Origin of the sequence: Flavobacterium profundi, from assembly GCF_006491645.1 — a bacterium.
In the GTDB taxonomy this organism is placed as follows: domain Bacteria; phylum Bacteroidota; class Bacteroidia; order Flavobacteriales; family Flavobacteriaceae; genus Flavobacterium; species Flavobacterium profundi.
On sequence record NZ_VDCZ01000006.1, the window covers coordinates 86,736 to 101,195 of the forward strand.

Annotated in this window: 15 protein-coding genes; 14 read left to right on the plus strand and 1 reads right to left on the minus strand. The window is 31.4% G+C overall.

All coding sequences use genetic code 11. The annotated features are described in order from the left end of the window. The 6 genes from FHG05_RS09385 (at position 1) to FHG05_RS18395 (ending at position 5,026) form a co-directional block, all read left to right on the plus strand. Entirely contained in the window at positions 1 to 597 is a 597-nt protein-coding gene (locus FHG05_RS09385; protein ID WP_140997759.1) for a hypothetical protein, read from the plus strand. Between the two features lie 219 nt (positions 598 to 816). Next, complete coding sequence (locus FHG05_RS09390; protein WP_140997760.1) at positions 817 to 1,983, plus strand: imelysin family protein; 1,167 nt, start codon at positions 817 to 819, stop codon at positions 1,981 to 1,983. Between the two features lie 28 nt (positions 1,984 to 2,011). Continuing rightward, positions 2,012 to 3,430 carry a di-heme oxidoreductase family protein gene (locus tag FHG05_RS09395; protein WP_140997761.1) on the plus strand — a complete coding sequence of 473 codons (1,419 nt, stop codon included), beginning with the start codon at positions 2,012 to 2,014 and terminating at the stop codon, positions 3,428 to 3,430. Positions 3,431 to 3,661: 231 nt separating this feature from the next. Then, on the plus strand, positions 3,662 to 4,141 hold the full coding sequence (locus FHG05_RS09400) for a hypothetical protein (RefSeq protein ID WP_140997762.1): 480 nt from the start codon (positions 3,662 to 3,664) through the stop codon (positions 4,139 to 4,141). Positions 4,142 to 4,254: 113 nt separating this feature from the next. Continuing rightward, positions 4,255 to 4,626 (plus strand): VOC family protein, encoded by a 372-nt coding sequence (locus tag FHG05_RS09405; protein ID WP_140997763.1) that lies wholly within the window; start codon positions 4,255 to 4,257, stop codon positions 4,624 to 4,626. A gap of 262 nt (positions 4,627 to 4,888) precedes the next feature. Beyond that, a complete protein-coding gene (locus FHG05_RS18395; protein WP_157504227.1) occupies positions 4,889 to 5,026 on the plus strand; it encodes a hypothetical protein in 138 nt (45 codons plus the stop codon). 598 nt (positions 5,027 to 5,624) lie between these two features. Here FHG05_RS18395 and FHG05_RS09410 read toward each other — a convergent pair. Further along, positions 5,625 to 7,136: a sulfatase-like hydrolase/transferase gene (locus tag FHG05_RS09410; protein WP_232338075.1), complete on the minus strand. Its 1,512-nt coding sequence runs from the start codon at positions 7,134 to 7,136 to the stop codon at positions 5,625 to 5,627. 366 nt (positions 7,137 to 7,502) lie between these two features. Here FHG05_RS09410 and FHG05_RS09415 point away from each other — a divergent pair, with 366 nt between their 5' ends. From FHG05_RS09415 to FHG05_RS09450, 8 genes are all read left to right on the plus strand, one after another. Then, positions 7,503 to 8,630 carry a helix-turn-helix domain-containing protein gene (locus FHG05_RS09415; protein ID WP_140997764.1) on the plus strand — a complete coding sequence of 376 codons (1,128 nt, stop codon included), beginning with the start codon at positions 7,503 to 7,505 and terminating at the stop codon, positions 8,628 to 8,630. A 101-nt stretch (positions 8,631 to 8,731) separates the two neighbouring features. Further along, positions 8,732 to 9,895 (plus strand): serine hydrolase domain-containing protein, encoded by a 1,164-nt coding sequence (locus tag FHG05_RS09420; protein WP_140997765.1) that lies wholly within the window; start codon positions 8,732 to 8,734, stop codon positions 9,893 to 9,895. 10 nt (positions 9,896 to 9,905) lie between these two features. Then, positions 9,906 to 10,736, plus strand: a complete 831-nt coding sequence (locus FHG05_RS09425; RefSeq protein WP_140997766.1) for an alpha/beta fold hydrolase — start codon at positions 9,906 to 9,908, stop codon at positions 10,734 to 10,736. Positions 10,737 to 10,916: 180 nt separating this feature from the next. Beyond that, positions 10,917 to 11,348, plus strand: a complete 432-nt coding sequence (locus FHG05_RS09430) for a hypothetical protein (RefSeq protein ID WP_140997767.1) — start codon at positions 10,917 to 10,919, stop codon at positions 11,346 to 11,348. Between the two features lie 178 nt (positions 11,349 to 11,526). Beyond that, positions 11,527 to 12,114, plus strand: a complete 588-nt coding sequence (locus FHG05_RS09435; RefSeq protein ID WP_140997768.1) for a hypothetical protein — start codon at positions 11,527 to 11,529, stop codon at positions 12,112 to 12,114. Between the two features lie 345 nt (positions 12,115 to 12,459). Further along, positions 12,460 to 12,759, plus strand: coding sequence for a hypothetical protein (locus FHG05_RS09440; RefSeq protein WP_140997769.1), 300 nt, complete (start codon positions 12,460 to 12,462; stop codon positions 12,757 to 12,759). A 132-nt stretch (positions 12,760 to 12,891) separates the two neighbouring features. Beyond that, positions 12,892 to 13,266: an iron chaperone gene (locus FHG05_RS09445; RefSeq protein ID WP_140997770.1), complete on the plus strand. Its 375-nt coding sequence runs from the start codon at positions 12,892 to 12,894 to the stop codon at positions 13,264 to 13,266. Between the two features lie 124 nt (positions 13,267 to 13,390). Next, complete coding sequence (locus FHG05_RS09450) at positions 13,391 to 14,365, plus strand: hypothetical protein (RefSeq protein ID WP_140997771.1); 975 nt, start codon at positions 13,391 to 13,393, stop codon at positions 14,363 to 14,365. Positions 14,366 to 14,460: the final 95 nt, after the last annotated feature.

Below are 14,460 nucleotides of genomic sequence, written 5' to 3' on the forward strand. Positions count from 1 at the left end.
ATGAAACCTATTGCTATTGTTATAAGTGCTTTTTTATTAATGCAAGGTGTATTTGCTCAAGAAAGAGAAGCTAAAATCTTATTTTTAGACAGTACTTCCATAAAAGGATATGGAGAAATAAAAAAAGATAAAATTTATTTTAGAGTCGATCAAAAAAGCGAAAGTACTGAATGGGATTCTGAAATGGTGTCAGGAATTGTTTTTGAAGGTTATGGCTTTTCAGAAGAATATGAATATGTTTCAATTAAAAATAAAAAGAAGCCTGTTTTAATGGAAGTAATCGAAAGAGGAAACCTTAATTTGTATAAGGATAATTTTTATGGTATGAAAGTGGGTATTGGGTTTACAGTTGGAAGCAATGGCGTTAGTGCTGGACCAGTTGGTAAATACGATTATTCGGAATCCTATTATGTCAAAAGAGTAAACGAAGATGTGGCCATCAATTTAGCAGATCGATTTAAAAAAATGGCTCCTGAATATTTTTCAGATTGTCCCACTTTAATCGAGAAAATTAAAAACAAAGAATTAGATGTCGATACCATTCCTGATATCGTGTTCTATTATAATGATTATTGCAACGATTACTTCGAAAAATAGTCGATTAATACTATTTAAAAGGGGCTATAATTCTTGTTGCACATTAAATTATCATTAAATGCTTAAAAATAACTTTATTTTTATTTGTATTAAATCTAAATAATAATAATTTTGCAGGGATTATTAATTACATAGGAAGTAAATGTAGCATCCTTTAGAATTAGGCTGCCCTGTACTAAATGTAAACTGCATTTTTCTTACTATAAAATATTTAAACCCATGAAAAAAGTTCGATTTTTTAAGCCATTATTACTACTTACTACTATTGCACTTGCTTTTAACTCTTGTCAAGATGACGAGGAAGCCATTCAAAGAATATCTAAAACAGAAGTGATTCAAAATTATGCTGAAATAGTACATGCTAATTATGTGCAAGCCTATAATGATGCAGTAGCTCTTGAAACTGCAATAACGAATTTCACTACAGCACCTTCACAAACGTTATTCAATCAAGCGAAAATGGCTTGGCAAACCGCAAGAGAAAGTTATGGAACTACCGAAGCTTTTCGTTTTATTGATGGACCTATAGATGACGCAAATGGTCCAGAATCGATGCTGAATGCATGGCCTTTAGACGAAAATTTTATCGATTATGTAGACGGTGCTCCTTCAGCAGGTATTATAAATAATACAGCTACTTATCCTACACTTTCTAAAGCTTTATTGGAAAGTTTAAATGAAGAAGGTGGGGAAAAAAATATTAGCGTAGGCTATCATGCTATCGAATTCCTTTTATGGGGACAAGATTTAACCGCTCCATCTGCTAATTTAGCAGGTCAAAGACCTTATACTGATTTTGTTGACGCTGGTACTGCTGCTAATCAAGATAGAAGAAGAGCATATTTAAACATTTGCGCAGACTTACTTACCGATCATTTATCGTATTTGGTGGATCAATGGAAACCAAACGGAACCTATAGAAACTATTTCTTGAATTTAGATGAGAATGAAGCTATTAAAAAAATGTTTACAGGGGCTATTGTTTTAGTTTATTCTGAATTGGCTATAGAAAGAGTTAATGTTGCTTTATACAATCAAGATCAAGAAGACGAACATTCTTGTTTTAGTGACAATACGCACAGAGATATTCGTCAAAATTTACAAGGTGCTATCAATGTGTATCAAGGCGATTATGGAACCATTTCGGGTGTTTCGTTAGAAAATTTAGTAAGGGAAAGTAATTTCAATTTAGCAAACGAGGTAAATGAAGCGATTGCAGATGCTAAATTAAAAACGAATGCTACTCTAATCCCTTTCGATATGGCAATCCAAGACGGGCCTACGGCTACAGAAGGTGCAAAAGTGAAAGCGGCAGTAGATGCCATGCAATTAATGGGCTCTAATTTAAAAGCAGCCGCACAAAGTTTAGGAATTACCATAGAGTAATTCATTCCAAAATTTGAATGTAAAACGAATGAATTGTCACAGCTATAAAAGTGTTTTTATTGGACTAATATATATAAGTTCACTTTTTATTTCTTGTTCTTCAGATCAAGATAGTGAAACCTATCAATTGATACCTGAAGCAGACGAGCAATATTCTGGAGGTAAAAATGCAACTTCTTTTAATGTGTCTGAAGAAGCTTTCGGATTTTTCTCCTCACATTTAACAGCCGAACAACAATCTGATTTTGGTATTGGAAATTCCTTTTTTAGGCAAAGTTGGGTGGCTGCGCCTGCTAGTGCAACCGCTCGAGATGGTTTAGGACCTTTTTACAATGCTATTTCTTGTTCGAGTTGCCATTTTAAAGATGGTAGAGGAAGACCACCTATGTATAATGGGGAATTAGGTACAGGTTTATTGTTGCGTTTGAATTTACCACAAACTGATACACATGGTGGATATTTACCTGAAACAACCTATGGTAATCAATTGCAAGATGTCGCAATTCTAGGTCAGGATAAAGAAGGGGAGTATACAATTTCGTACCAATATTTCTATGAAACCTATGCCGATGGAACGCAAGTAGAATTGAGAAAACCAGTCTATACTATTGTAAATCTGAATTATGGTGCCTTATCGGGTTCGGTAAGTGTTTCTCCTAGAATTGCCAATCAAATGGTCGGAATGGGATTACTCGAAGCGATTCCTGAAGCGACTTTGTTAGGCTATCAAGATGTTTCAGATGCAAATGGTGATGGTATTTCAGGGAAAGCAAATTATGTTTTTGATGTGGCTTCGCAAACCACAAAAATGGGTAGATTTGGTTGGAAAGCCAATCAACCGAATGTGAAACAACAAGTTGCGGGTGCTTTCTCTGGTGATATCGGGATAACTTCTTCTTTATTTCCCAATGAAAACATTCCTACGGGTTACAATGGTGCTTCTATTCCAAATGGGGGTACACCTGAAATCACAGATGAAACCTTGGATAAAGTGGTCTTGTATTCGAGTTCTTTATCGGTACCAGCCAGACGAAATTATGAGTCCCAAACCGTTTTGGAAGGAAAAGAAATTTTTAATAGTATCGAGTGTGCCAAATGTCATATACCCAAAATGACAACGAGTAGTACGTATTATATTGAAGCCTTTCGCAATCAAATTATTCGTCCGTATACCGATTTGTTATTACATGATATGGGACCAGAATTAGCCGATAACGCTCCTGATTATTTAGCAGATGGGAACGAATGGAGAACACCACCTTTATGGGGCATTGGTTTGATACCAACCGTAAACAACCATACCTATTTATTACACGATGGTAGAGCTAGAAATGTGGAAGAAGCGATTTTATGGCATGGAGGAGAAGCAGCTACAGCGAAAACCAATTTTAAAAATTTAAGTCAAGCCGAACGCCAAAAAGTAATTGACTTTATCAATTCATTATAAAAGACCAATTTAAAACTGCTTTTATAAGTCGTTTTACATAAAAGAGTCGTAGCTGTTTTGTTAGTTCAGCTACGGCTTTTTTTATTTAGAATAATTTTACTTGTTCCTTAATTAGTTTTAAAAAATAGTTTAGGTTTGTAAATATAAAACTATTTCAATCCAGTATTCATAGCACAAAAGAATGAAAGAAAAAGTTGATATTGAAAAAATGAGAGAGCAAATTGAAAATCAATGATGAAAATTTTAAAATATGTCCTCGTTTTATTTTTCTTTAGCGGTGTTTTGTATTTAGCATTTTATACTCCTGATACCGTTAATATAGAAGGAAATTGGGATTTGGACGAACTCGTTTTACAAGGAGAAAAAATATATTCCGCAAAAAAAGAGAATCAACTTTTCCCTAAAGAATATAATAAGGTGTATGTAAATGAATGGAAAGATTCATTGCATATCGAATCCGTTTTAAACAAAGAAATTACCGCTACATATAAGACGAAAAGAGGAAATAAAGGCAATCATATGATTTATTTAATTTCTGATGAAAAAGCCTTAAATGGTGATTTTTCTCTTCATGTGGATACTATTTTTTATGATAAAGTTAGGTTTCAAATTAAATTCAGTATTCAATCGGAAGCAACAATTTTGAAATTTAGTAGAAATGTATTAACTACCCCATGGAAGCCTCAGTATCCTTTTAGAGGTTGTGTTTAATACTTAAAATTGTAATGTAAAAGCTACTTGTTTGTCGGAAAAGAAGTATCAAATTATTGATTTTTTACTTGTAAAAGCATTAAATTTATAGTCTTAACTAAAAATAGATACATATGAAATTAGGTGCTTTTTCCATCAGTCTTGCGGTGAAAGATATTCATAAATCCAAAGCCTTTTATGAAAAATTAGGGTTTACTTACAAAGGAGGTAACATCGATCAAAACTGGATTGTCTTAAAAAATGAAAATGCGGTTATCGGACTTTTCCAAGGGATGTTTGATCACAACATCATGACCTTTAATCCAGGTTGGGATGGCAACGCACAACCAATCGATTCTTTTGACGATGTTAGGGAAATCCAAAAGCAATTGCAAGAATCCGATATTGAATTGACCCGTCAAGCGGATGCAACGACTGAAGGACCAGAATACATTACCTTAACCGATCCTGATGGGAATGCTATTTTAATTGACCAACATCGATAGCAAGTATTTCCCAATTAGTACGATATTCCTTTTTTACGTTCCATAACCTAAAATTTTAACGCAAGAACCTAAAATTTTACGTAGGTAGACGTAAAATTTTACCCCAGAGAGGTAAAATTTTAGGTGGGTGGACGTAAAATTTTACCCTAGAGACCTAAAATTTTAGGTTAGTAGACATAAAATTTTACCCTAAAGACCTAAAATTTTAGGTTCTTGCCTTGGTATTGCTGGGTTTGTTGTTTTTTTATGTGTTAAATTTTTGATGCTTACTAGTATTAATTTCTATCTGTTCGTACAGGAAAAAGAAAAAAGACTGTATTTTACCAGACAAGAAAAAGTAGGAGAGCGTTTTAAAGAAAATATTTTTTATGTACCGTTTGATGTAGCTGATTATACGTAAATCTACTTCATTATTTTTGTTACTAAAAACAATGCTACTACTAAAAACAATGCATTAATTTTTTGTATAAAAAGGTTGAAATCTAATTAAAATGTTTCCTATAACACATACTTTTAAAAGAAAAATAAAAAAAAAAACTCTAGAAATAAATTATTTAAATGCTAGTATACATCTCGCATTAGAAAAAGCATTGGTAGATAACGTATTGATAGTGAATTCTGAAATTCATTTTAAAAACGCACTTTTTAATAAACAATCTCGAAATCATTTCATGACAAATGTTGATAAAGGATATTTTAAAATAGATAACACTTCTGGTCAGCTAATTTATCATATCTCAATGAAGAGAGTCTTTTATTTTAATTTCTTTTTTGTTTTGATGATAAGTTTATTTTTTAAAAGTTTATTGTTTTCCTGTTTATTTTTTGGAGTTATATGCATGTTAACTTGGACGATTACTGTTATTAGACATTCTCGCTTTTTAAATAAATTGGTAAATAAATTTTAAAAAAGTAAGGCTGTCCCAATACGAGTGGTAGTATTATGGCGTAATCTCGTATTTTGTAACAGCCTTGACTCACTTAAACCCCTAGTCTAATTAATAAGAAGGCGTATGCACTCTTAATTTTTCAATTTCTAAATGATGCAATTGCACGGCTAATTCTTGTCGGATTGCGGCATAATCTGGATCATAAGCTAAATTGGTATATTCTGATGGATCGTTTTCTAAATCATACAATTCATATTGTTGGTAATACGCACCAAAAGCATCAAAATAATAGGCATATTTCCATTTTTCGGTACGAATGCATCGAATGCGATTGGCAGCTTTTACAATGTTCCAATTGCTATTAGATCCCGCTTTAATATCATCATAGGTAAATAAAATACTATCTTGAACCGCTTTGTCTTCTTCAATAATCGGTAATAAACTGTTTCCTGCCAAACCTGTTGGTGCATTGGAAACATTTGCAGCTTCTAAGAGCGTCGGCATAATATCCACTAAAGTTGCCAAACTCATGGAGTTTTTCTTTTCCGCTCCTTCAAACAAAATCGGATTGGAAATGACTAAGGGAATGCGCAAGGCTTCTTCATAAGCCACAAACGTTTTCTGACGCAAACCACCGTGTGCCAAGCCCATTTCGCCATGATCGGAAGTAAAGGTCACCAAAGCCGAATCTGCTAAACGCTTACCGTTTTCATCTTTTTTGTACAATTCGTCTACAAAACGACCAATTTCTTTATCGACTTCCGTTAAAAGAGACGCGTAGAAATTCACATAATTCAATTTGTCTTCTTCAGAGATAATTTCGCCCAAACTCACAGCCATATTCAATTTAATCTGTTCTTGAGCCATCGGTTTTTTGTTCAGTAATAAGTTTTCCCCTTCGGTATCGGGTAAACCAATGTCTCTTTTTAACCAACTATCCGGATGATACCCACAAGTTCCAGCTGTTTTTGGATACGCCAATACATCGTGCGGATTCACCAATGAAAGAATTAATAAATACGGTTTGTGGTCTCCTTTTTTACGTCTTTCCTTTACTTCTTGTAAATATTGAATGGCTTCAGCCGTATAGCGTGCATCGTGATTCGCATAACCTCCTCCAAAATTCAGTGGATTCACATCTTCACCTGCATCAGGAGCAATCCAACCCATAGCACCGTATAACGAAATATCCGCTGCGGTTAAACTCTCATAATTGGTTTTTGTACCAGTTGGTGCTACCCCTTTACTCATATGCCATTTTCCACGGTATTGTACATCATAACCGTCTGCCCAAAACGTATTCATTAAATTAGGCAAAGAAGTATCTAAAGTAGGTTCCTGAGGCGAAAGTAAACCACCTTCCGTCAGCGTTTGTGTTACCCCATGTTTCGCAGGATAAATGCCTGTGAACAAAGTCGTACGACTGGGCGAACACATACACGTATTACAAAACGCCCGATCAAAACTAAAGCCGTTTTCCTTTAAGAACGTTAGGGTCTTTAGGTTTTCCTTTTCCCATCCAGGAGGGAAATGTTGAGTTGCACGTTGTTCGTCTGTGATAATCAGAATTACATCTGGTTTCTCGGTAATTTCTTGTAGTTTTTGTTTAAAGTTCATCATGTTTTGAAATTAACTGTTTGTTGTAAGTAATTTTATTGAAGCTAAGTTCCGTTAAATTGTTTTTTGAAACTAGGGTAGAATTACCTGTTTTGAAGATTAGGTAGTTTATGAAATGGTTCGGTAAGAAGAAGTTTTGTCTTTATATAAAGCCCTTTTGATGATTTGTAATGTATAATTGTTATTTTTGAACATCAAAGGCTGACTGTTATTAGACCTATCTAACGGATTATAGGTGTATGGGATGGGTTTGACAATTTTAGACTTATAAATGAATTAGCTGTTATTTTCAAAAAATCGCGGACAAATCAACAACTTGAATATCCAAGTTTAAAAGTTGTACTTTTACAAGTATAAATTAGTATTTAAATGATAAATTTAATAGATTTTATTCTTAGCGGAGCAGCATTTTTATTAGCCTTTATAATCTTTGTAAACACTAACAAAGTTAATACTAAAGCAAATAAGTGGTTTGGTACTTTTGTGTTTTGTATTTTCTTACTGTTCTTAGAAAATGTCCTTTTATTTACTAAATTACTAAAAGAAGATGACATTTTTATTGAAATAATAAGCATATCAAGTTTTGTAATTTCACCTATTTTTTATTTAAGCGTTTCTTATTTTGTAGCACCTATTAAGAAATGGAAAACAATAGAGTTTCTACACTTTTTCTTTGCCCTTTTGATGCTTCTTCTTATTCTAATGTCTCATCTTTTTGAAGCATATGTAGAGCCAGAAGAAGTTAATCCTGAAACTGTTGCAAATGTAACTATAGTATTTAATATTATTTTTAGTCTTCAAGTAGTACCATATTGCATTATGGCATTTATAAAAATTATTAAACATCAAAAAAACATTCAATCTTTCAATTCGACAATTGAAAATGTAGATTTAAAATGGTTGAAAAATATTATTATAAGCGTATTTGTAATTGCAGTTTTTTGGGTTGGAGATATAGTGTTTAAATTGTCGGATACAAATTCAATATTTAATCTAGGTAGCAGTTTACTATATCTTATTGGTATTTTATATATTGCTTATTATTGGCTGAAACAAAAAGAAATATTTCCATATAATTTAATTGAAAAAGAAGAAATAGAAACTATTATTGCTGAGAAAGCATTACCTGAAGATAACAGAAAAAAACTACTTACTGATGAAAAATTAGAAGAACTAAAAATTGAATTGTTAGAATTAATTAGCTCCAAAAAACCTTTTTTAGATAACGAATTAAGTCTTGTAAAGTTAGCATCATTGTTAAATGTTTCCCCACATATTCTTTCTTATCTAATTAATAAAGGTTTTGATGAAAATTTTTTCCAATTTGTGAATCGATATCGAATTGAGGAGGCAAAAAAGCTTTTACTAGACCCAAAAATGGCTCATTTGAGTTTGTTAGGTATTGGTTTTGAAGTTGGTTTCAATTCTAAAACGGTCTTCAATACTACATTCAAAAAAGTCACAGGACAAACCCCATCAGAATTTAAACAGCAATAAAACAAGTGCTAGTTTATAAACAATTAGGTTCCAAGTTATAAATACGAACAATTGCACTTCATTTTTAATAGATTTTTGCTGAAAATATAAATCCAAAAAAAATGAAACAATTCACAAAACTTACAATTGCAATTTCTATTTTGTTTTTAACTTTTTCTTGTTCAAAAGAGGAAGAAAATAATTCTTTAACACCAGACCAAGCAAAAATTAAAGTTCAAGAACTTATAAATAATGCAGTAGTAAATGACTTTCCAGGATTAAGTATATCTGTCAAATCTAACAGCTATAATTATACACTTTTTGCTGGAAAAACAAATCTAACTACAAATGCAAATTATACGACAAATACCCTCAATTATATGCACAGTATTTCTAAAACATTTACTGCTGTTGCCATTCTAAAATTGAAAGAGCAAGGATTAATCAATTTAAATTCGACTATCAATAACTATTTAGCTCCTACAATTTGTAATAATATAACAAACGGGAACATAATAACTGTAAAACAATTATTAAATATGAAATCTGGAATTGCAGATTATTTAGATGATCCACAATTTTTTATAGATGCTCAAACAGGAGTTTTGCCAATGCCAAGTAGTCAAATTTTACAATATGTTTACAATAGACCCGCCCACTTCACACCTGGATCTCAATATGAATATTCCAATATAAACTATCATTTATTAGCTTTAATAATTGATAGTGTAACAAACGAGAATCATCACGATTATATTACAAATAATATTATTAATCAATATGATTTAACTCAAACTTTCTATGTTCCACAATATAGTTCTACCACAGAACCTACAAATACTGTATCTAGTTATTCTTCATCAATAATTCCAAATCAAACAACTGATATTTCTGATTTGCAATTTGGAATTGTAAAATCATCAATTGGTGATGATGGAATTATTGCTTCAACTAATGATATTGCTAAATTTTACAAATTACTATTACAAGATAAAACACTAGTAAATGCAACTTCATTAGCTGAAATGTCAGCGCCTGACAATACATTAGGGCAATCTTATTATGGTATGGGATTGGCATTCTATAGAATTCCAACAGGGCAACTTGCTATTGGTCATAATGGTTCTGGCGCTGGTGCAGCAGCAGAAGCATGGTATTTTCCTGAAAAGGGAATCACGATTACACTTGCAACAAACATTTGGTCGTTAGATGATAATGACCCAAAAATATTTAAGTTTTATCAGTTATGGGATAATATAACCAAACTGATTCTTGAAGCTAAATAAAGACAACCACATGAAGAATATATTTTTAACTATTGCTCCCTTATTATTTATCTCTTCTTGCTCAAATAAAATAATGCAATCGGGAACCAGTTATAAAGAAACAAAGATTGACTTATCAACTCATAATCTTACTGCCTATTCCATAATTCATAACACAAAATATTTAATGGTTTTTGAATCTGGGCTTGGAGATAATCACACTATTTGGGACAAAAAAAGTGTAGCAATAAAAATTAGTAGCAAATCTGATGTGTTACTTTATGATAGAGCTGGTTATGGTAAATCGAAAAAAGGTACAGCACCAAGAAATATTGCAAAATTGAGTGAAGAACTTGATAGTACTATTAATAAATTCTCAAATGGAAGAAAAGTAATACTCGTTGGGCATTCATTAGGAGGTTTTATCATTAGAGATTACGCTATTAAGAATCCTGCCAAAATAGCAGGGTTATTATTTATAGATCCTTCACACGAAAATTTTAATCGTCCTTCACAAACGCAAGAAAACTTAATAACATTTTTAGTCGGTCTTAAAAGTGTTGGTTCAAAAATGGAGGCAAAGCAATTGATTGAAGATGCACAATATATGGCTACACTTGAAAATTTGCCAAATGTACCTGTTATAGTTTTAACAAGTATGAAACAAGACGATACAAATATAAATGCTGACAAAGCCTACAATAAAACACGACAAGATTGGTACAATGCACACGAACTTTTAAATAATGGAGTAACCGATTTTACTCATATTCAGACAACCAACTCCAGTCATTATATAATGAATGATGAACCCAATCTGATAATTGAAAGTTTAAATCTGTTATTATCTAAATTGCCATAAATTAAAAAAACAGCTAAAAGCAGTTACAAGAAATTACTAGGCTAGGCTTGTGTTGGGAATTTTGCTAAGCCAGTTTGTACAAAGTGTTCGAGTATTCGAAAATTACACGAGGAGTTTTGTACTTGTAATCTTTTGTTATAATTTTACGCAACTGCTACAAGCGGCTAACCGTTACCAACAATGCAAAAAATCACTCTAATATTGATAGTGCTATTCGGAAGGGACCTTTACAGTCAAGAATTTGAATACAAACCAATATCTGAATCTGATATTAAAGTGCGTTTCGAAAAAAACATTGATACAGTAAATAATAAAGAGCTTGCTTGGAATTGGAAAGTAATGAAATCTGAGTATAAAGAAAAAATTAGAAATCGGATTTTAGAAATAGAAAAAGATATTGAGTCTGATTCGAGCCGTCTGACACAAATTTACTATTACGGAAAAAGAGAAAACGTTGAATTAAAAATCGATGGAAAATTCTTAAAGCCAACTTCATCTTCAGCAGAATATGATTCCGAATCAATTTATGGAGACAGTATTTTTAAAATTAACTTGTGTGTAATTCCAAGGCACTCTAAAATTCAAAGTGCGGCATTATTTTTTAAAGATTAAAAAAGAACTGCTGAATTTGAGATTGACACGAAATATTCATTAATAAATATAAATGTTGAATATGTAAGGAGTTTATCCGAAATCATAAAGTGGGAAGAAGAACATGCGAAAAATGTAGAAGAAAGTAAGAAATCTGAAAGACTTCCTGAAATACCAGACACAATTAAAGTTTGGGCAAATGATAAAATTTATATTTTGCATAAAATATCGAAAAGAAAGCGCAGTAGGTAACAAAGCATTTGCGGTAATTTCAAAAACTATGGGTAATAAACAGCTATTTCATATTATTTGGACAACATTTGGCGAATATCCAGTGTGGGATAAAAATGGTAATTGGCAAAAACTTACAGACATTTATGTAGAATTAAAAAATCATGATATAAGTTGTAACTTATCTCATGAGTTACAAATTGCATATGTAAATAAGGATACACAAAAAAGCCCCCTTTTAATTAAAGAAAAAGCAATGGCCCAATTAAAGATTGATATTGAAGAACTTTGTCAAGAAAACAAAGACAGAATCATCAATGGATTGGAAATTAAAATGCTTAAAATTGATGAATCAAAAGTTGAAATGTTAGTATTTTCCGATTTAAATTCAATGACTCAAAAAATTTCAAGATTAAAAAGTAGAACGTCAACACTTCTAAGTTTTAAATATCCCGAAGAGTATTTTGGTAAAGGAACATGGGGAAGAGGATTTTGGTATTCAAACATTTTAAACAAAGAAGATTTAGCCATTTCAATGATAAAAAACTACCGCTAACAGCAGTTTAGTATAATAGCTACTATTACTTAAACAACACCTTCAATTTTCCGCTGGAAAATCTTACCTTAGCAAGGAATAATCGTTTTATGCAGCCGCACTGTGCCTAGCCTCGGAACGTTATAGGGTGTTTTAAAATACGAAATAGGATGAAAATTAAACTGACAATACTATTACTTACATTAGTACATCTTAAATAGTTATTCGCAAGACACTTTTACTTCCAAAAAAGGCTCTAAATTTTTTCCAGGACATCTTGACGTTGTGATTACAGTTAACGATAGTAACGTGAGATATGAATTGTTTCATCATCGGTATTGATTGTCTTATGCAGAATTGAGGCAGATGACAATTCCTTTAGAAAGCCTAAATGTATTAAATAAAAAGAATGACAGTATAAGCATTGAATTTCATAAAGGAAAAGTGAAGCTTGTTGACAAAAAATATCGACTTTCAAAAAAAATAAAGCATAAAAAATTGTGTGCTTCAGTATCGACAATGAGAAAAATTTCATTTGCATATGAATTATCAACCGAACACAAAAACATAGGGCATTTTGAATTGTACAAACCTGAAGACTTAAATTTGGACGAAGAAGCATTTAAGAAAAAAGTAATGGAAAAATTACTAGAGAAGACAAAATAACGGACTACTAACAAGTTTTTCCTTCAGACGGGCTGACATGTAAACTTAGAGTTTTGTACTCCGAAACCCAGCCGAACGCATAGCCTAAAACCGTTGTGTGTAATTTTAGAAACGTGATAAATAAAAAAACAAATGGATAAGAAGAAACCTGAAACCGTTGAAGAGTACATTGAACAACTACCTGAGAACGCACAATTGAAAATAAAAGAATTGCGTTCGATTTTAAAAAGCGTTGCACCAAAAGCAAAAGAAGGATTGAAATGGGGAAAACCAGTATTCGAATTAGAAACGATACTTTTCGCGTATTCTGCACATAAATCTCACTTGAGTTTTATTCCAACTGGACCTGCGTTGAAACCCTTTGAAAAAGAACTTACGGAATACATAACTAAAAAAGATTCAGTTCAATTTTCATTCAATAATCCTTTGCCTGAAAATCTTATCCTTAAGATTGCTGAATACAGAAAGAAGGAGGTAGAAGAAAAGAATGCAAAATGGTATTATTAAAAAGGCCATTTGTCTACGAGTTTTCTAAAATAAATCTATATTTGTTAGGACTTGGTAATGGTTTACGCTACTACTTCTAGTCGTAAAATATTGTGGTGCTTTTAAAATTAAACGAATAACGTAAATGAAAAATGTCATACAATTGCGAATTAAAAAGTTAACTCTATTAATCTTAGTTACTTTTAGTTTTAATATGTTTTCACAGACTTTTGAGGAGAAAACAGAAGAGTTTGTTAGTATTCCTTATAGAAAAATCGAATATAAAGTTGACTTTCTAATAGATTCAGATGTTGTTAATAGCTTGCAAATTGATGAATATCAAATAGATAATTATGGAAGTTTTAAGCCCACAGACACAACATTATTTAAATCTCATTTTTTAAAGTATAAAGATGGAAAAATAATGACTAATTTAATAAAAGTTGTGAATAAAGACAGTTCATTACTGCCTGAGCAACTTGAAAAAGTAATGACTTATGATTCTTCTGGAAGATTAAGTAATATATTAACTACATATCTAGGTAAGGAAAAAACTGTCACTATTCAAAAGTTTAACTATTCAAATGATATAATAAAAAGGATATATTATTCAGAAAAAGACACTATAAATCCTGATAATGAAATGTATACATATCGTGTGGATAATGACAACTATATTATTAGAGAATCTATTTTAATGAATAAATATCTTATAAGTTTTGATTTTAAATATAATACGAGGAAAGATGAAATTTTTAATAATTATGGGACGTATGATAAAAAAATGGAACATTTATATGATAAATCAGGTAACAAAACCCAAACGACATTTACTATTATTAATAAAGATGATGGAACAATAAAATATACAAACCTTGAAAAATATATATATGACAACAACAATAATCTAATAAAGGTAATATTTGACAATGAATCTAAGAATGTAATAGAATATAAGTACGAGGATAATAGATTAGTTGAAGTTATTGAATTTTCAAAAGGTAAGGTGTTTACTAAAAACAAATTTAAGTATGACAATTCAGGTAATTGGATCGAGATAGAGTTTATAAGGAGTAAGGATACCGAAAAAATTGTCAAAAGAAAAATTAATTACAAGTAGAAGGATAATTTACAGTTTGACTAATTTAAAGATTTTCTAAAATAATAAATGACACCACAACAATATATATAAAAAGTAGTGGTTTAATCCTTCAA